Annotated in this window: 18 protein-coding genes and 1 pseudogene; 11 read left to right on the forward strand and 8 right to left on the reverse strand. The window is 69.8% G+C overall.

Features of this window, described 5'->3' with window-relative positions; genetic code table 11:
* The first annotated feature begins 119 nt into the window (after window positions 1-119).
* The 3 genes from RWM17_RS00475 to RWM17_RS14045 all read left to right on the forward strand — a co-directional run bounded on the left by RWM17_RS00475 (window position 120) and on the right by RWM17_RS14045 (window position 3,227).
* The gene (locus tag RWM17_RS00475) at window positions 120-2,141 is read left to right on the forward strand and encodes a serine hydrolase domain-containing protein (RefSeq protein ID WP_314100597.1); all 2,022 of its coding nucleotides are present in this window, start codon (window positions 120-122) and stop codon (window positions 2,139-2,141) included.
* A gap of 261 nt (window positions 2,142-2,402) precedes the next feature.
* Window positions 2,403-2,810 carry an XRE family transcriptional regulator gene (locus RWM17_RS00480; protein WP_314100598.1) on the forward strand — a complete coding sequence of 136 codons (408 nt, stop codon included), beginning with the start codon at window positions 2,403-2,405 and terminating at the stop codon, window positions 2,808-2,810.
* A gap of 84 nt (window positions 2,811-2,894) precedes the next feature.
* Window positions 2,895-3,227 carry a helix-turn-helix domain-containing protein gene (locus RWM17_RS14045; protein WP_399539818.1) on the forward strand — a complete coding sequence of 111 codons (333 nt, stop codon included), beginning with the start codon at window positions 2,895-2,897 and terminating at the stop codon, window positions 3,225-3,227.
* On the opposite strand, the gene RWM17_RS00485 is transcribed toward RWM17_RS14045, so the two are convergent.
* The gene (locus RWM17_RS00485) at window positions 3,198-3,461 is read right to left on the reverse strand and encodes a hypothetical protein (protein ID WP_314100599.1); all 264 of its coding nucleotides are present in this window, start codon (window positions 3,459-3,461) and stop codon (window positions 3,198-3,200) included. The two genes, RWM17_RS14045 and RWM17_RS00485, sit on opposite strands and share 30 nt — an antisense overlap.
* A gap of 415 nt (window positions 3,462-3,876) precedes the next feature.
* Between RWM17_RS00485 and RWM17_RS00490 the strand changes: the two genes are divergently transcribed.
* Both RWM17_RS00490 and RWM17_RS00495 read left to right on the forward strand, forming a co-directional pair.
* Entirely contained in the window at window positions 3,877-4,272 is a 396-nt protein-coding gene (locus RWM17_RS00490; protein WP_314100600.1) for a hypothetical protein, read from the forward strand.
* A 162-nt stretch (window positions 4,273-4,434) separates the two neighbouring features.
* Entirely contained in the window at window positions 4,435-4,788 is a 354-nt protein-coding gene (locus RWM17_RS00495) for a hypothetical protein (protein WP_314100601.1), read from the forward strand.
* 28 nt (window positions 4,789-4,816) lie between these two features.
* Here RWM17_RS00495 and RWM17_RS00500 read toward each other — a convergent pair whose 3' ends face one another.
* Window positions 4,817-5,683, reverse strand: a complete 867-nt coding sequence (locus tag RWM17_RS00500) for an NAD(P)H-binding protein (RefSeq protein WP_314100602.1) — start codon at window positions 5,681-5,683, stop codon at window positions 4,817-4,819.
* A 101-nt stretch (window positions 5,684-5,784) separates the two neighbouring features.
* On the opposite strand from RWM17_RS00500, the gene RWM17_RS00505 reads away from it, so the two are divergent.
* Window positions 5,785-6,507, forward strand: coding sequence for a TetR/AcrR family transcriptional regulator (locus RWM17_RS00505; RefSeq protein ID WP_314100603.1), 723 nt, complete (start codon window positions 5,785-5,787; stop codon window positions 6,505-6,507).
* 96 nt (window positions 6,508-6,603) lie between these two features.
* Here the strand turns inward: RWM17_RS00505 and RWM17_RS00510 are convergent, their stop codons facing one another.
* The 4 genes from RWM17_RS00510 to RWM17_RS00525 form a co-directional block, all read right to left on the reverse strand.
* Window positions 6,604-7,584 (reverse strand): alpha/beta hydrolase, encoded by a 981-nt coding sequence (locus RWM17_RS00510; protein WP_314100604.1) that lies wholly within the window; start codon window positions 7,582-7,584, stop codon window positions 6,604-6,606.
* Window positions 7,577-9,103, reverse strand: a complete 1,527-nt coding sequence (locus tag RWM17_RS00515) for an MFS transporter (protein ID WP_314100605.1) — start codon at window positions 9,101-9,103, stop codon at window positions 7,577-7,579. The genes RWM17_RS00510 and RWM17_RS00515 overlap by 8 nt, the downstream gene beginning before the upstream one ends.
* Window positions 9,104-9,329: 226 nt before the next feature.
* Window positions 9,330-9,869 carry a hypothetical protein gene (locus RWM17_RS00520; RefSeq protein WP_314100606.1) on the reverse strand — a complete coding sequence of 180 codons (540 nt, stop codon included), beginning with the start codon at window positions 9,867-9,869 and terminating at the stop codon, window positions 9,330-9,332.
* 160 nt (window positions 9,870-10,029) lie between these two features.
* Complete coding sequence (locus RWM17_RS00525; protein WP_314100607.1) at window positions 10,030-11,067, reverse strand: GTP-binding protein; 1,038 nt, start codon at window positions 11,065-11,067, stop codon at window positions 10,030-10,032.
* A 47-nt stretch (window positions 11,068-11,114) separates the two neighbouring features.
* On the opposite strand from RWM17_RS00525, the gene ykgO reads away from it, so the two are divergent.
* Complete coding sequence (gene ykgO, locus RWM17_RS00530; protein WP_055795327.1) at window positions 11,115-11,237, forward strand: type B 50S ribosomal protein L36; 123 nt, start codon at window positions 11,115-11,117, stop codon at window positions 11,235-11,237.
* A gap of 357 nt (window positions 11,238-11,594) precedes the next feature.
* Here ykgO and RWM17_RS00535 read toward each other — a convergent pair whose 3' ends face one another.
* A complete protein-coding gene (locus RWM17_RS00535; protein ID WP_314100608.1) occupies window positions 11,595-11,780 on the reverse strand; it encodes a hypothetical protein in 186 nt (61 codons plus the stop codon).
* A gap of 132 nt (window positions 11,781-11,912) precedes the next feature.
* Here RWM17_RS00535 and RWM17_RS00540 point away from each other — a divergent pair, with 132 nt between their 5' ends.
* From RWM17_RS00540 to RWM17_RS00555, 4 genes are all read left to right on the forward strand, one after another.
* On the forward strand, window positions 11,913-13,247 hold the full coding sequence (locus RWM17_RS00540) for a potassium transporter TrkG (RefSeq protein ID WP_314100609.1): 1,335 nt from the start codon (window positions 11,913-11,915) through the stop codon (window positions 13,245-13,247).
* Window positions 13,240-13,926, forward strand: a complete 687-nt coding sequence (locus RWM17_RS00545; protein WP_314100610.1) for a TrkA family potassium uptake protein — start codon at window positions 13,240-13,242, stop codon at window positions 13,924-13,926. The genes RWM17_RS00540 and RWM17_RS00545 overlap by 8 nt, the downstream gene beginning before the upstream one ends.
* A gap of 132 nt (window positions 13,927-14,058) precedes the next feature.
* Entirely contained in the window at window positions 14,059-15,354 is a 1,296-nt protein-coding gene (nhaA, locus tag RWM17_RS00550; RefSeq protein WP_314100611.1) for a Na+/H+ antiporter NhaA, read from the forward strand.
* Window positions 15,355-15,408: 54 nt separating this feature from the next.
* Window positions 15,409-17,274 carry a BCCT family transporter gene (locus RWM17_RS00555; RefSeq protein WP_314100612.1) on the forward strand — a complete coding sequence of 622 codons (1,866 nt, stop codon included), beginning with the start codon at window positions 15,409-15,411 and terminating at the stop codon, window positions 17,272-17,274.
* A gap of 139 nt (window positions 17,275-17,413) precedes the next feature.
* On the opposite strand, the pseudogene RWM17_RS00560 reads toward RWM17_RS00555, so the two are convergent.
* Window positions 17,414-17,632 (reverse strand): annotated as a pseudogene (locus RWM17_RS00560) (potassium transporter TrkG); the annotation flags it as partial.
* Window positions 17,633-17,774: the final 142 nt, after the last annotated feature.

The following is a 17,774-nucleotide window of genomic DNA, read 5'->3' on the forward strand; positions in this document are numbered from 1 at the left end:
GCGTCGTCCGAGACGTCTAATGGGTGACCTTGATGCGTCTGAGGCTTCGTCGTGGACCGATATGGTCGTCAAGGTGTGACGCTCGGTCCGCCCTCGCTCGCGCCCCCAGGAGGACGCCCGTGACGCACGCCCGCCTCAGGACCGCAGGAGGCGTGGTCTCGACGCTGCTGGCCTGCCTGCTCATGGCCTCCTGTGCCACCGCGCCTCGCGCCTCCGTCGTCCCGGGCCTCGGGGGAGGCGCCTCTGAACTGACGACCGCCGAGGCGGATGCCTGGCTCGACGGGTTCGTCCCGGCCGCCCTGGAGAGGGAGGGCATCGTCGGCGCAACCGTCTCGATCGTCGCCGACGGCGAAATCGTCACCGAACGAGGCTGGGGCTGGTCCGACCTCGGTGACGAGCGGGCGGACCGACGTCCCGTCGACCCCGACAGAACACTCTTCCGGATCGGGTCGATCTCGAAGGTCGTTACCGCGACCGTCGTCATGTCGCTCGTCGAGGAGGGCGTGCTCGATCTCGACGACCCCGTCCAGGACAGGATCGACGTCACACTGCCCAGGGCCTTCGATCGTCCCGTGACCCTCCGTCACTTGCTGAGCCACACCGCGGGCTTCGAGGACAAGTTGACCGGGGTCATCGCAGGGCCGGGGGAGGGGCCAACGACGTTGCGGGACGCCGTGGCCGTCGATCCGCCCGAGCAGATCTACGAGCCCGGCACGACCCCCGCGTACTCGAACTGGTCCAACGGAGTCGCGGCGTACGTCGCCGAGCAAGCCACCGGACGCCCGTGGGCCGATCTCGTGCAGGAGCGGGTCTTTGACCCGGCCGGCATGACGACCGCGACGCTCGACCAGCCCCTTTCCTCCGGCGATGCCGCCGTGGTCTCCGGGGGCTGGGACGCCGCTGGGGCAGCGGCGGTGCCCTTCGAGATCGTCTCTCCGGCGCCCGCCGGCGCGGTCTCAGCCACGGCATCGGACATGAGCGCGTTCATGCTCGCCCAGCTCGGACACGCCGACGGCATGCTCGGGCCGGAGACCCTCTCGGAGATGCACGCACCTGCCCTCGATGGTTACGACCTCGGCGGGCTCGCTGCCGGGCCTCGGATGACGCTCGGCCTCTTCGAGGAGGACCGCAACGGACACCGCGTCCTCGGCCACGGCGGCGACCTCACGGCCTTCCACGCCCAGATGGACCTCTGGCCCGACGACGACGCAGGCATCTACGTCTCCCTCAACAGCACGGGCGCTCGGGGCGACGCCACGACGGCCGTGCGCGAAGCCCTGGTGGACGGCTTCGCCGACCGGTGGTTCCCCTCCGACGCCGCAGGGGAGGCGGCCGTGACCGCCACGGAGACTGCCGGTGAGCACGCGGACGCCCTGGTGGGCAGCTACCAGGTCTCGAGACGTGCGGAGTCGACCTTCGTCCGGCTCTTCTACGCCCTGTCGGCGGTCGACATCTCCCGAGGCCCCGGCGACTCCGTCCTGATCTCCGCCGTCACGGACACGTCGGGGGCTCCGGTGGAGCTGGTGGAGGTCGAGCCGTGGGTCTGGCAGGAGATCGACGGCGACCGCAGGGTCGCCGTCGACCAGGTCGACGGCGCCGTCCAGGCCGTCGGGCTCAACCCCGCCTTCACGCTTCAGCCGATGCCGGCGCCGCGGCAGGTACTGCCCCTCGTCCTCGTCGCGTCCCTGGCCGTGCTGGTGCTCGCCCTGGTGGGCACCATCGTCAGGGCCGTCCGCCGGATCTGGTCCGGGAGGCGCTTGAAGGGGTCCGTCGAGTCGCGTGCAGAGACCATCGGTCGAGTCGGGGTCGCCGTCGCCCTGCTGGCCCTCGTGGTCGCCGGCGTGCTCTGGGCCACGGTCGCGTCCGCCCTGCTGAGTGACGCGGGGCCGCCGTCCGCGGTCGTGCTGCGGACGGCGCAGGTTCTCACGGCCGTCACCGTGGCCGGGGTGCTGCCTGCGGTGGTCGTCCTCGTCGGGCGGGTGAGGCGCGCGCCTGCTGAGCGGGCTGCTGGGGGCGGGGCGCCCCCGCGCCTCCGGAAGGGCGTCGCCGTCGCCGGTCGGGCGCTTCTGGTCCTTGGGTTCACGGGGCTCGGGTACGCCGCTGTGACCGGTGGCCTGGTGCTCCCTGACATCTCCTACTGAGGGCGGTGGAACCGCCCCCCGCAGGCCTGGGGGTCGCTGCATGACCCTGCGCAGCCGGCCGGAAGTGAGCTGCAGCGTGTTCGGGCCCCCGTCGTGAGCGAGATAAAAGCTATGTCGTGGACGTGTCGGGTGCCTGTCGCGTCGGTGTCGTGGACCTCGGGACTGGTCGTTCTTAGTGTGAGGTTCATGAACGAGACACGGATCGTCGATCTCCGGACCCAGATGGGTTGGATCCAGGAACGCCTCGCCGACGAGAGCGGCGTGACCGTCCGCACCGTCCAGAGGCTCGAGGCGGGCAACGACGGAAGCCTTGACACGCTGGCGCGAGTGGCGGAGGCATTCGGTGTCCCGGTCCGCGAGCTCTTCGTCACCGTCGCCGAGGACGACTACGGCTGCTCGGTCACCGCCCTCGACGAACGGACGACTCGCCAGCAGGAACGCCGGGGCCGTGTCGAGGAAGGCTGCCGAGCCCTGAACTACGGGGTGGGCGTGCTCTTCACGATCGCCGTCGTCGTCGCAGTCACCACCGACGTCGTGCCGAACGTCGCCATCTTCTTGATTCCCGCGTATTGGGTCGCTGGCTGGCTGGCTGCTGTCGATGTTCCTGTTCCTCGTCGTCCTCAGCCCGCGCCTCGACCGCGCCTATCCCCTCTCCCGTGCCGCGACTGACGAGGTGGCGAGCAGGTAGACACAGCGTCAGATGCCGATCGTCGGACGGGCAGGAAGCAATGCGTCAGAGGCGAGAATGGGTCCATGCCTGTGCGCCTGAGTGATTCCCAAGTGGTGGCTCTTCGGCAGAGATACAGGAACGGAACGACTCAAGTGGAGCTGGCTGCGCAGCTTGGCGTCAGCCAGAGCACGGTCTCGAGCCTCGTCGTGGGGCGCGCTCGTGTCGATGCGGGAGGCCCAATCACCCATCGTTCTTTACAGAAGCTGACCGACGATGACATCACGGAACTGCGGCGCCGGGCGGCTGAGGGAACTTCCGTTGGTGCCTTGGCGACACGGTTCGGTGTGACGCCCCCAACCGTGACGCGCCTGCTCAGAGTGTCCGAATCACGCCTCGATAGCGGTCAGGCCGTCTAACCATCTGCGGAAGATCGCTCCTACTGCGGCGGGGGCGACGACCCTGATCGGTGATCCGCTGCGGGCTGCGAAGGTGAATACCTCGCTGCCGTCTTTGACGACGGTCGTCCAATGGTCGGACGGGTGGACGTCGTGGACGGCGGCCGTCAAGGTGGCTGTCCCGTGTCGGTGGACCCGGAAAAACGCCGTGAAGTCGCACACCTCAAACGACTCTCCGAGGTAGGACCACTTCATACAATTTCGCATCCGCACGGGAAAAAACTTAGAGGCCGCTGCCGATGGGTTCAACTGGATGGGCCTCCACGGGGTGTGGGTCTCCGGTGGGGGAGGGCCTGACGGGGAACCTGAGTAAGGTCAGGAACCCCGCCATCGGCAGCGAGGTCTTGGCTGCCCCCGCAATGTAGCCGCGTGGCCTTGCTCCTAGGGCCCGACAGACAACGAGACACCGCAACGTCCTGCGCATCTGGCAAGTTCTTTCGATCACCTCTAGTCCGGGAGGTCGTCCTGATCCACACTGACGTCGAGGGCGGCAACAACGGCCACATGAGGTCAGCGGACTCGACCACTTACTGAGTCAGCGATCGCCCGAGGGTGCTGATGAGGCGACTGGTCGAGGCTGGCTGCAGAACAGCGCGGAGGGCGGACCAGAATGATCCGTGCCAAGGCGTCTCCGGCGGGGCCGGGGGTTGTTCCGGTGGTTAAGCGCGTCACCATCGGGGTCGGTGTCGTTGCCCTCCTGGTCTTCTGGGGTCTCTGCTTCCTCTTCGAATTCAGCAAGACCAGCGGTGACGTTCCCGCAGCCGCGGCCATGCGTTTCCCTGCTGGCTCCGTCGTAGTCGACACGGAGAAGCACTGCCGTGCCGAGCGCTGCTGGTCGACGTTCTACGTAGCTCCGCCCCCAGGAATGACCGCAACAGAGCTCACGGCAGAGATCGAGGGCGCAAACATGGGCCCCATCCTGGGTTCCTTCTCCGACGCCCGGTTCGTCTATGCCAAAGCCACACTCAACGGGCTGACCGTTCACGTTGTCGGCAGCTACTGGTGAGGCACCGCCTCGGCGTATGACTCGGCCACGGTCTCGGTGCCCGGCAGAACGCACGACGACCCAGGCCCCGACTCTCGAGGGCCGGTAGGTGCGGGGTGCGCGCGAGCCTGCCGCGACAGCCTTCGAGCTCGTGACTAGCGTGGGATGTCGGAGGTAGATTTCATGACCGTTTGGACTGTCATTGCATTCGCCGCTGTTGCGGCCGCGGTGCTCGCGATGTTGGCGCCGCACGCCCGAACGAGTTCTGTTGAGGCGCTGCGCCTGTTCAGGTTGCAGACCGTCGACAACGAGGCGTCACGTCGCGCCGCCACCTGGGCCCTGACTCCCCTCGCGGCACTGTCGATCGGGGTGAGCCTCATCGGTCTCGCCGTGAACGAGGGAGGACCAGGCTCCGGAGTGACGTCCTTGATCGCGCTGCTCCTAGTCGGCGCTGGCCTGGCTGCCAGCCATGTCGCCGCGCGTCGCGCCAAAAAGGTTGAGGCGTCTCGTCGCTGGCCCGGTAATCGCGCCCGATAGGGGATCGGCCTGTGGGACGAGATGTCGTTTAGTGGCCGGTCGTCGCGAGCTGCGCAGTAAGCAGGTCGCGGACGGACGCGGGCTCGCGATCGAGGACCTTGCCCAACAAAGGGTCGGTGCCGGCGAAGAACCCGCCGGCGGCGGCGCGGTACATGTCGAGCATGAAGCGTGCCATGAACTCCGGCTGCCCCGACGACACCTGGTGCGCGACCCAGTCGTCGTCCCCGAGCACCACGGTCTCGACCGGTCGCCCGGCGACATCGGCAGCGATCGCTGCGACGTCCGCGAACGTGGGAGCCGCGGGCGCGGTCAGGGTCGTCGGCCCGTTGTAGGCGCCGTCCGAGAGCAGGATGCGCGCGGCGGCTTCGGCCGCGTCTTCCCGGGCCGTCCACGACACAGGCCCGTCGGCAGGGACCGTGATGACGCCCGTCTCGCGCCAGTCGCCGAGGAACCAGGTCAGGCTGTGCGCGTAGAAGCCGTTGCGCAGCGACGTCCAGACCAGTCCCGACTCGGCGAGCAGCCGTTCGGTGGCCGCGTGGTCGCGGCCCGGTCCGAAGGGGGTGTCGAGTGCCGCCCCCTGGTGGCTCGTGTAGAGGACCCGGCCGACACCGGCGACCACTGCTGCTTCGACGGCGTTGCGGTGCAGCGCGACGGCGTCGGCGTGCGGGTCGCTCGCCGAGACGAGGAGAAGCTGGTCTGCTCCGGCGAAGGCGGCGGGCAAGGACGCAGGGTCGGCGTAGTCGCCCGTCCGCACCTCGACTCCGCGGTCTGCGACGTGGACGGCCTTGGCGGCGTCGCGGGCGACGATGGCGATCTCGGATGCGGGAAGGGTCTTCAGGAGGTGCTCGACGGTGGAGCCGTTCAGGGCGCCCGTGGCGCCGGTGATGATGATCATGGGGGTGAGCCTCTCGTCGAACCGCGACCGGATATCAGCGGAACGCCGCAAGAGTATCGCCGGAATCGCGCTGATAGCAAGTGGGCGGTATCGTTGATTTCGTGACTGACGAAACCGTTCCTGCTGACACCCGGATGCGCATCGTCGAGGTCGCTGCCCGGTTCCTCCGTGAGCAGGGCCCGAGCGCTGTCACAACGCGAGGCGTCGCGCAGGCCGCTGGCGTCCAGGCCCCCGCGATCTACCGGCTCTTCGGTGACAAGGACGGCCTGCTCGAGGCCGTTGCTGAGCACGTCATGGCGTCCTTTGTCGCGGACAAAGCCTCGACCGTGGCCGCCGCTGCCGCGGCGGATGTCGATCCAGTCGAGGAGCTCTGCGACGGGTGGCGTCGTCAGGTGGAGTTCGGTCTCGAGAACCCGGCTCTCTTCGCCCTCCTCAGCGACTCGCGTCGTGTCGCGGGCTCGCCTGCTGCTCGCCTGGGCAAGGACGTCCTTACTGCTCGTGTCCGCCGGGTCGCCGCCGCCGGGCGCCTCGCGGTGCCGGAGGCGCGGGCGGTGGGACTCATCCAATCGGCGGGAGCGGGCGTCATCACGACGATCCTTGCCACGCCTCCCGCCGAGCGTGATCTCGGACTGGCGGATGCCGTGTTGGAGGGCGTCCTGGCGCAGATCCTGACGGATGCGCCCGTGGCGGCCCGGTCAGGTCATTTGGCTGCAGCCGTCGCGTTCCGCGCCGTCGCTCCCGAGCTCAACCAGCTAAGCGACCCCGAGCGACGCCTCCTCGGGGAATGGCTCGACCGGATCATCTCCGAGCCGACCGCCCGATAGGGGATGGTCCACCGGTCTCGTAGTCGGGGGCCCTGAGTCGACTCTTCCAGGGGCGGGCCCGGAGCGGGCGATTCACCTGCCCGCTCCGGGATGCCGTCAGGGTGTGGAGTCGAGGAGGCGCCCGGTCCAGTCCCGCAGGGCGGTGACGGCCCGGCGCGACAGCGTCGCCCCCGGCACCATGCTCGTCGACCCGTGGAAGGCCCCCGGCCACACGTGCAGCTCTGCCTGCACGCCGGCCGCCCAGAGCGCGCTGGCGTAGGTGACGGTCTCGTCGCGGAACACCTCGGCGCTGCCGCAGTCGACGTACGCCGGCGGAAGGCCCGCGAGGTCCGTCGCGCGCCCGGGAGCGGCGTAGATCGACACGTCGTCACCGCCGCGACGGTCGCCGAGGTAGGCGTCCCAGCCGAACCGGGTCATCTCTCGGTCGGCGACGCCCACGCCGTCGTACTGACGGGCGGAGAGGGTGGTGTCACGGTCGTCGAGCATGGGGCTGACGAGCACCTGCCCGACGACGGCCGGCCCCTGTCGGTCGCGGGCGAGGAGCGCCGTGCCCGCGGCGAGTCCGGCGCCGGCGCTCTGGCCGACCAGGACGATCCGCACGGGGGCGACGCCGAGCTCGTCGGCGTGCTCGGCGACCCAGACGAGGCCGGCGTAGCAGTCCTCGACCGGGTACGGGTCGGGGTGCTCCGGGGCGAGACGGTAGTCGGGGCTGACCAGGACGACGTCGTGCACGAGCAGCCAGTCGTCGTACGAGTCGAGGTTGCCGAGGTGGTGGCCGAACATCATGCCGCCGCCGTGGATCGCGTAGGCGCAGGCCGCCGTCCCGGTGCGGCCGATGCGCTGGACGACCGCGAGGGCGATCGGGTCGCCGAGGTGCCCGGGGACGGTGATGCTGCGCCTCTCGAGGCCGCGGGCGCGCAGTCCTTCGTCGAGCTGCGCCTCCGTCGTGTCCAGCTGGCGCATCTGCGGCAGCATCGCGGTCTCGAGGCGGAAGCGGCCGCGGGCGTCCATCGCCTCCAGGAAGGGCACGAACTCGGGGTCGAACGGGGGGCGGGGCAGGACGGTGGTGTCAGGCACGGGAGGGCTCCTGGGTGGTGGGGGTGAGGGTGGTCGAGGGGGCGGGTGCGGTCGTGGCGTCGGGGGTCGGGTCGGCGGCTCGTGCCCGGAGCGTCCCGACCACGACGAGCACGGCGGCGACGGCGGCCAGGCCGAGCCCGGCGACGGAGAGGGCGTTCTCGAAGGCCGCGAGCCGCGGGGCCGTCCACGGGGTGGTCGTGATGCTGCCGGTGACGAACGCGGCGACGATCGTGCCCGCGGCGGCGACCGCGGCTCCTCCCGCGAGCTCGCTCGAGGTGTCGACGAGGGCCGCACCGACCGAGGTGCGGTCGGTGGGGAGGCCCGTGAGCACGGAGGCTCCGGCGACGACCCCGACGACGCGCATGCCGGTGGCGACGAGCACGAGGGCGACGAGCACCCAGACGTACCCGTGACGGCTCAGGGCGCCGAAGACGGCGAGGCCCGACACGACGGAGGCCGCGCTGACCCACGCGGCCCGGCCGAGGCCGACCCGCTGTACGAACGGCCCCACGAGGCGGCCCCCGGCCAGGAGCACGACGACCTGCGGCAGTGTGCCGACGGCGGCGAGGGCGGGCGGCCAACCCCAGGCGAACTGCAGCTGCAGCGTCACGAGGTACGACAGCCCGGCGACGGCGAGGCCCGACGCGGCCTTGAACGCCAGGCCGCTCGACACCAGGGGGCGGGCGAGCAGGTGCAGGTCGACCACCGGGTGCCGCGCCGTCCGCAGGCGCACGACGAACCCGGCGCCGCACGCGACGGTGAGGGCGACGGCGGCCCACCCCCACGAGGAGGCGGTGGCCGGCCCGACGAGGACGGTCGGCGTCACGAGCAGACCCGCCACGGTCGCGGTCCCGAGCAGCGCGCCGCCCACGTCGACGGGGTCTGGCCGCAGCCCTGCGGCGTCGTCGCGAGCGACGCCGACGCGGATGCCGACGAACGCGAGCACGGCGATCGGCACGTCGGCCAGCAGCAGCACCTGCCACGGGGCGACGGCGAGCACGAACCCGCCGACGGTCGGGCCGACGGCGAGGCCGACGAGTCCCGCCGTCGAGATCACCGTGAGGGCCCGGACGCGGAGGCCCTCGTCGTCGAACAGCCGGAACGCCAGCGCCATCGACCCGGGGGTGGTCATCGCTGCGGCGACGCCCGTCAGCACACGGACGGCGATGAGCTGCTCCGTCGTCATGACCGCCACCGTGGCGAGGCTCGCCACGGCCAGCAGCGCTAGGCCCGCGAGCATGACGCGGCGGCGCCCCACCCGGTCGGCGACGGCGCCGAAGAGCAACATGAGTCCGCCGAAGGCGACCGCGTAGGCGCCCGACACCCACTGCAGGCCCGTCGTCGACGAGCCCAGCTCGCGGCCGATCGTCGGCAGCGCGACGTTGAGGACCGAGGTGTCGAGCATCTCGAACAGGAAGACCGCGGACAACCCGGCCAGGGCGATCCACGCGTCGGACAGCCGCAGAGGCGCGTCGCCGGCACGCAGTCGACCGCGGCGGAGAGAGGTACTGGGGGACACGGGGACGCACTCCTTCGGGGAAGAAGTGGCGACTCGTTCGATGCCGCGTGCGGGTGCGTCGCAGAGCGCGACGCCTTTTACCTCAGTGATGTGCACGATACACCGCCTACTGCTGAAGAAGAACTCCAGCAGTTCTGCCGCATATGCAGGTACCCGATAGGGGATTGTCTAGCGGTGACCGTGACAGACGATCGTTGACGTGTTCAGGGCACTGAGCTGGTGCTCTTCAACTCGGCGGGCCGGCCGGCTGCAGCTGCGTTCGAATGGTGTCTACCTGGTGGGATTGCAGGCCGAGCCGCAAAGGGCCTTGGTCTGTGTCGATGTCGATCACGTGGAGGGACGGGTTGACGGACCACAACTGCTTCTTGGACGGACGCTTCCCGGAATCGAGTCCGACTGCTTGGACGGCGAAGTCGACAGGGTCGCTCGAAACGAAGCGGATCTGCCACTTGTAGCGATGGAAGCGCAGGTGACCCGGCGAGGCTTCAACCCACCCGTGCCGCCACTTCGTCTCCGTTGTCGGGCGTAGCGCAAGCTCGAGGCGCTGGCCGAAGACCTTGCGCCCCAGCAAGAGACCCACCGCGGTAGCGGCCACGGCGAGGACCAAGCCGAAGCTGATGCGATCACAAAGCGTTGACCAAGACCTGTCCCGCTGGGATGCTTCTCGGAACCGACGGAGGTCGTCATTTTCGAAGAACGCGGATGGTTCGCCGAGGCTGACGCGAGAGCGCTCAAGCCCGCCGACTCCGTGAACGATGTGGATCATCGTGGTGACGCTCCCCAAGCCGAGCACCGGCCTGAACCGGTCCACCTCCGTCCACTCGACCGCCTACTCCGAGGCTTTCCTTGGCATGACCGAGTTCAGCGACCGCGCCGTTAGCTAGCAACCCGCGTCCGCCCGGCAGAGCATCGGCTCACGGGCGGCGCTAGTGGGTGTGTCGGTGGCCGTCCCAGACGGGGAAGGGGTCGACCAGGTCACGCCACGAGGCGGGGTCGCTGAGCAGCTCGTCGTTGGTGAGGAGGCACGTGTCGAGGTCTCGGCGGACGGCCGCGACGTCGAGGTCGAGGCCGAAGAAGGCGATCTGTTGCCCGTGAGGTGAGTCGGGGTGCCACGACGGGAGTGACGTGGGGTCCAGGCTCAGCATCTGTCCGACGCTCGACCAGGAGCCGGCCCGGTCGCTACGGGTGGCGAACTGCGTGAAGCCGCGTGACCGGAGCACCGTGCCGACGGCCCCCGGGGCGAAGGTGCGCTCCACGACTGCCGCGAGACGCTCCGGATGGAAGGGGCGCTCGTCCCGGTAGACGAAGGTGGTGATCGTCCCGTCATCGTGGTGGTCGGGGGTGTGCTCCGAGAGTGCCTGCATCCAGCCGGCCGCGCCGCCGAGCTGCGCTGCGCCTCCTCGTGCCGACAGGGAGTCACGGGCAAGGTCCTCAGCTCTGAGGACTGCGGTCTCGGGTGCGAGCCGGGCGAGCAGTCGTTCGAGGATCTGGAGGTCCTGCGGGGGCACGGCTGCGGTGTCCGTGAGCATGACGACGGTGGCGTGCTCGACGAGGTCGATGACGTGCTCGGCGGCGAAGAACCTGTCGTCCACACCGCGCAGTGCCAGATCGGCGAGATCGACCGCGCTGACCCCGGCCACCACGTGCTGGAGCAGGCACTCTCCGCTCGGCCTGCCCAGGTCGGAGTCCACCAGCGCGCCGAGCAACAGCGCCGACGCCCGCAACGGGGTGCCCGGGACGAGGGCGGCGACGACGTCGACGCGGTCACCGGATCTCGCCAGGTCGAGGGCGAGCCGATGGACATCGTCAGCGCCCTCCTGCACGTCGGGGCCGACGGTGACGAGATGACTCGCATCGCCGGCGATCACCTGCGCGGTCCGTTCGATCTCGGCGGCGTCCTGCCCGCCGACGAGGACGATGCCCCGGTGTCGCGAGGTGGGTGAGGAAGCGGGTCCGGTGGTCATGCCACTACGCTAGTTGATAACTGTTCTCACTAACAATCGGAGGCGTCATGAAGGTCCGCAATTCGCTCAAGGCACTGAAGGCCATCCCCGGATCGCAGGTCGTGCGCCGTCGTGGCCGGGTCTTCGTCATCAACAAGAAAGACCCGCGCTGGAAGGCCCGTCAGGGCTGACGGCGGTCACTGCTCTCGCGTTCGCGGCCGTGGGGTCGGCGCATCGGGCCCCACCATCTGGTGAGGCCCTCGTCGCATTCACGGACGCTTGCCTGACGAGCAGTGCCGTCATGGTCGACACCTCCGCCGCCCTCGACGTCCGCACCTTCGTCACCGACCTCCAGCGGCGTGACGAAGAGCGCTTGCGCGACCGCATCGAGCGCTCAGTGCTCGATGGCGACGTGGCGCCGGGAACCGATGCCGCCACGAGGGATCGTCCGTCAGGCGCCCGGAGCGGGCATGACGAGGTGCATCCCGGTTCGTCCGGGGGCGACGTCGACGAAGCCGCGTCGCTCGTAGTGGCGTCTGCCCGGCGGGTCAGCCGTGAGGGTCACGTAGGCCCCCGGCGGTGTCGACGACGTGCCGGAAAGTCCAGGAGCCGGTCAGGGCTCCGGAACCCGGGGCCCCGTTCTCGGGCGACAGGCCGCTCTCGAGTCGCAGCCGGAGGTAGTCGGCCACGGGCGGCGGTCCGTCGAGGAGGCGGTAGTCACGGTGCAGGGGCATGCGTCGAGTCTTCCTGACGAGGGGCACGGGGCGCCCTCGTTCCGAGGCTGTGCGGCCCTGGCGGGTGCGTAGACTCCTCGCCGTGCACGACCGTGCACGAGGGCGGACACCGGGGGAACGATGAGGACGAGGGTGTCCCTGCTCGCATCAGGTCGTCCTGGTCGGACGATCGCGGGCGCGTTCGTCGCGGGCATCGCTGTGGGCACGGCGCTGTTGAGCTCGCCGGCCGCGACCACCCCCGGAAACCGGGCCTCGTTCGTCGAGGCGCTCTTCACGGCGACGAGTGCCCTCTGCGTCACGGGCCACGTCGTCGTCGACACTCCTACTTTCTGGTCGCCCTTCGGACACGTCGTGATCCTCCTGCTGATCCAGATCGGCGGTTTCGGAGTGATGTCCCTGGCGACCCTGCTCGGGCTGCTCGTGGCGCGCAGACTCGGTCTCCGCACGCGTCTGACCGCGGTCAGCGAGTCGCACAGCGTCGGCATCGGCGACGTGCGCCGAGTCCTCCGGGGCGTGGCGCTCATCACCCTCACCTGTGAGGCGCTGATCGCCCTCGTCCTCACGCTCCGGTGGTTCGTCGGCTACGGAGTGGACCTCCCCCGAGCAGTCTGGTTGGGCGTCTTCCACGCGATCTCGTCGTTCAACAACGCCGGTTTCGCGCTCTTCAGCGACAGCTTGATCTCGTTCGCGACCGACCCGTGGATCTGTCTGCCGATCTGCGCCGGTGTGATCCTCGGCGGGCTCGGGTTCCCCGTCATCATGGAGCTGCGTCAGCGGATCACGGTGCCCCGCCGGTGGACCCTCAACACGGTCACGGTGATCGTCGGCTCCGCCCTGTTGCTCGTCGTGGGCACGGTCGTGCTCACGGCTCTCGAATGGACCAACCCCGACACCCTCGGGCCCATGGCTCCGGCCGACCGTCTGTTGTCGGGGTTCACCGCGGCCGTCATGCCGCGGACCGCCGGATTCAACAACCTCGACATCGCAGCGATGCAACCGGCGTCGTGGCTCGTGACCGACATCCTGATGTTCATCGGCGGCGGGCCTGCCGGCACGGCCGGCGGGCTGAAGATCACGACCTTCGCGGTGTTGTTCTTCATCGTGGTCGCAGAGCTGCGGGGCGACTCGGCCGTCAACATGTTCGGCAAGCGCCTGCCCCGCTCGGCCCACCGCGAAGCGCTGACGGTGGCGCTGCTCGCCGTCGCGCTGGTGATCGCCTCCACCCTGACGATCATGGTGATCTCGGGACTCGACTTCGACCGGGTCCTCTTCGAGGTGATCTCCGCGTTCGCGACGGTCGGGCTGTCGACCGGCATCACCGCCTCCTTGCCGCCGGCCGCCCAGGTCGTCCTCGTCCTGCTGATGTTCGTCGGTCGACTCGGGCCGGTCGCACTCGGGTCGGCCCTCGCCCTCACACGAACGACACGGTTCTACGAACTGCCGAAGGAGCGTCCCATCATTGGTTAGCAACCCGTTCTCCCACCGCCGGCCGAAGCCGGACGCCCGCTCCGTCGTGGTCATCGGCCTCGGCCGCTTCGGCGGATCGCTCGCGACCGAGCTGGCCCGCACCGGGGCAGAGGTGCTCGGCGTCGACACCGACGAGGACATCGTCCAGTCCTTCAACGGTGTCCTGACCCACGTCCTCCGAGCCGACTCGACCCGGCAGGAGGTCCTCGACCAACTCGGCATCGGAGACTTCGACCGAGTCGTCATCGGCATCGGGAACGACATCCAAGCCAGCATCCTCACCGCCTCGATGTTGCGCCGGATGCAGGTCCCCTCCATCTGGGCGAAGGCCATCAACCCCCAGCACGGACTGATCCTCGACCAGCTCGGCGTCGACCACGTCGTCTACCCGGAGGCCGACATGGGTCGTCGGGTCGCGCACCTCGTGCGCGGCTCCATGCTCGACTACGTCGAGTTCGACCACGACCTCGTCGTCGCGAAGGCGGTCGCTCCCGCGGAGATCGTCGGTCGTCGACTGGACGAGAGCGGGATGCGACGGCGCTTCGACGTCACGGTCGTCAAGATCCGGTCCCTCGACGGACACTGGCGGGCGGCTTCTGCGGACACGGTCCCCGCTGAGGGCGACCTCATCATCGTCACCGGGCCCCGCGAACGCACCGAGCGGTTCTGCGCACTCTGATCCCGGCAGGCCCACGTTGAGGCGAAGTGGCTCGTGTGCTCCGTGGTCGTGCCGGGTCGACAGGTCGACCGGTCTCGGGGCGTCTCGTCCTGGTGAGGAGTCGAGCTGCCCCGTCTGGTAAGACAGGGGACGATGCCACACGACGACCTCGCCCCTTCCCGCTCTCCCGCCGCTTCTCCCGGGCTGTTCGCTGAGGACACCTCCCTGGAGTCCACCCGCCTCGGGGAGATCCTCCGCAAGGAGACCGTGGGCGGCATCGTCCTGGTCATCGCGGCGGTCGTCGCGGTCGTGTGGGCGAACTCGCCGTGGGCCGGTGCCTACTTCGCCCTGCGCGACTTCGAGTTCGGCCCGGCCGCCCTGGGGCTGCACCTGAGCGTGGGGGAGTGGGCCGCCGACGGGCTGCTGGCGATCTTCTTCTTCCTCGTCGGCCTGGAGCTCAAGCGAGAATTCGTCGCGGGAGAGCTGCGGAAGATCAGCAAGGCGATCGTGCCGGTGGCCGCCGCGTTCGGCGGAGTCCTCGTTCCTGCCCTGATCTTCACCGTCATCAACGTCTCCGACCCGGAGGCGGTGCGCGGGTGGGCGATCCCCACGGCGACGGACATCGCGTTCGCCGTGGCCGTGCTCGCGATCGTCGGCTCGAGACTGCCGGCTGCGCTGCGGATCTTCCTGCTGACCCTCGCCGTCGTCGACGACCTGATCGCCATCGGCATCATCGCGTTCGTCTACACCAGCGCCATCGAGGTGCTCCCGTTGGTGCTGGCGCTGGTCCCGCTCGCCGCGTACGTCTTCCTCACGCAGCGGTTCCGACGCTTCTTCGGCCTGCACCCGGCGGCGAACTGGTTCATCTTGCTGCCCGTCGCCGTCCTCGTGTGGGGCCTCATCCACGCCTCGGGCGTCCACGCCACCGTCGCCGGCGTCCTCCTCGGCTTCGCCGTCCCCGTCATCCGCAGCCAGGCCAGCGGCGGGCCGGGCACCGGCCCCGGGCTCTCCGAGGTCTTCGAGCACCGCTTCCGGCCCATCTCCACCGGTTTCGCCGTCCCCGTCTTCGCGTTCTTCTCCGCCGGGGTCGCCTTCGGCGGCCTCGACGGACTGAGGACAGCGCTGTCCAGCCCGGTCACGATCGGCATCATCGCCGCGCTCGTGCTCGGCAAGCCGATCGGGATCCTCGCGACGACGTGGATCACGACGCGGATCACCCGGGCAGAGCTCGACCGGACGATCACGTGGATCGACCTCACCGGTGTCGCCCTCCTCGGCGGCATCGGCTTCACCGTCTCCCTGCTCGTCGCAGAGCTCAGCTACGGGCTCGGCAGCGCCCACGACGACGACGCCAAGGTCGCCATCCTCATCGCCTCGGTCGTCGCGGCGGGCCTCGCCACGGCTGTCCTCCGGCCTCGCAACCGTCACTACCGTCACCAGGATCAGTGACCGACTCGACGGCGTGATTGGGACAGCACGCCCCCGACCCGTCACCATGGGTGCATGGCCACGACAACACCGCCCTCATCCGGGCCCACCGCCGACCATCCCGCTTCCCTGACGGAGACCGTCTCGACCACCCCGCAGCTGCGACGTTGGGTCTTCTGGCCTGCCGCCGTCGTCGTCCTCGGCTTCGTCGCGTACACGCTGATCGCGCCCTCGTCGGCTGAGGCGCTGTTCCTCGGCCTGCAGAGCGGGATCGTCAAGAACTTCAGCTGGTACTACGTCTTGATCGCCGCTTTCTTCGTCGGGTTCAGCCTCTTCATCGGCTTCAGCCGGTTCGGCGGCATCAAGCTCGGCAAGGACAAGGACGAACCCGAGTTCTCCACCGGCTCCTGGTTCGCGCTCCTCTTCGCCGCCGGCATGGGCATCGGGCTCGTCTTCTACGGCGTCTCCGAGCCCCTCAGCCACTTCGCCTCCCCCCGCCCCGGCGTCACCGGCACCGAGGACCAGCTCGCGCAGCAGGCCCTGACCCAGACCTTCCTGCACTGGGGGCTGCACGCCTGGGCCATCTACGTCGTGCTCGGCCTCGCCCTCGCCTACGCGATCCACCGCCGTGGTCGTCCCGTCTCGATCCGCTGGGCCCTCGAACCCCTCCTCGGCGACCGCGTCCGCGGCGGCTGGGGCAACCTGATCGACGTCATCGCCCTCGTCGGCACCCTCTTCGGCGTCGCGACGTCGCTCGGCCTCGGCGTCATCCAGATCGGCGCAGGCCTGGAAGCCGCCGGCATCGCCGAGAGCAGCATCGTCAGCCAGCTCTCGATCATCGCCGTGATCACGGCCGTGACCATCGTGTCGCTCGTCACCGGCGTCACCAAGGGCATGAAGATCCTCTCGAACTTCAACCTGATCCTCGCCGCGGCCCTTCTCCTGTTCATCCTGATCGTCGGGCCCACGCAGTTCCTGCTCCGCGACTTCGTCCAGTCGATCGGCGCCTACCTGCAGAACGTCGTCGGCCTGTCGTTCAACGTGACCGCCCAGCAGGGCGCAGCCGGTGAGGAGTGGCAGGGCGCCTGGACCACCTTCTACTGGGGCTGGTGGATGTCGTGGGCGCCGTTCGTCGGCATCTTCATCGCCCGCATCTCCAAGGGCCGCACGGTGCGCCAGTTCGTCTTCGGCGTCCTGCTGGTCCCGACCGCTCTCACCTTCCTGTGGTTCGCCGTCCTCGGCGGCGCCGCGATCCACCAGCAGACCGACGGCGCCGGCGGCCTCGTCGGCGCCGACGGCTCGGTCGACGTCGAGGGGTCGCTGTTCGCCCTGCTCGGCGGCCTGCCCGCCGGCACCGTCCTCACCTTCGGCGCGATCTTGCTCATCGGGGTGTTCTTCGTCACGTCGTCGGACTCCGGATCGCTCGTCATGGCGATGATCGCGTCCGGCGGCGACATCGAGCCGAAGAACTGGCTCCGCGTGTTCTTCGCCCTCGTGGCCGCCCTGCTCGCCGTCGCGCTCCTCCTGACCGGTGGTCTCGACGCCCTGAAGACCGCGGCGATCACGACCGCCCTGCCGTTCAGCATCGTGCTGCTCTTGACGTGCTGGTCGACGATCATCGCCTTCAACCGCGAACGACGTGCGTACGACAAGGCCGAACGCGACGTCCTCCTCGAGCACGTGGGCGCCTACTACGGCCTCGAGGTCGACGCGCCCGGCCGTGCGGGCGGCAAGGGCCTGGCCCGGCCGTGGGAGGCGGTCAAGCGCCGCGTCCGTGGAGCCCGTGCGGATTCCGTCTCGGGTCCGGAGGCGTCCGCCTCCGCGGTCGTGGCCGAGCCGCCCTTGCGGGTCGACGTCGTGTCGCCTGACCCGGCCATCGACGGGCGCCTCGACGAGGGCGCACCCGGCGCCGCCGACCAGGACGGCACGAGGGAGCGCTGACCTCGCAGTGTCGGCCTGACGGGCGTCGTCTCCTCGGAGACGGCGCCCGTCGCCGTTCCCCGCCCGTCGCCGTTCCCCGCCCGGCGGCGTGCCCGTCCGCCCAACGGCGTGCCCGTCCGGTCCCGTCCCTGGTCCGGCGTCAGCCGATGACGGGGCGGTCCTCCGGGTAGTCGTACAGCAGGGTGCGGCGGCGGACGGCGAGGGCCGAGGCGAGGCCGATGGGCCCGACGCGGCCGGCGAACATGAGGGCGGCGAGCGCGTACTTGCCGAAGGGGTCGAGCTCGGCGCTCAGCCCCACGCTCAGGCCGCAGGTGGCGAAGGCGGAGATCACCTCGAACAGGATGCGGTCGAGGGGTTCTTCGCTGACGGTCATGGTGAGCGCGGTCGCGGCGAGGCCGAGGGTGGGAGGCGCCGGTGTCGACGATCTCGCGCCCACCCGTGTGGTGTTCGTGAGGAATCCACGTCCTGGCGTGAGGAACCCGTGAGGGCCGCCGATCGGT

Source organism: uncultured Frigoribacterium sp., assembly GCF_963515265.1.
Lineage (GTDB): Bacteria > Actinomycetota > Actinomycetes > Actinomycetales > Microbacteriaceae > Frigoribacterium.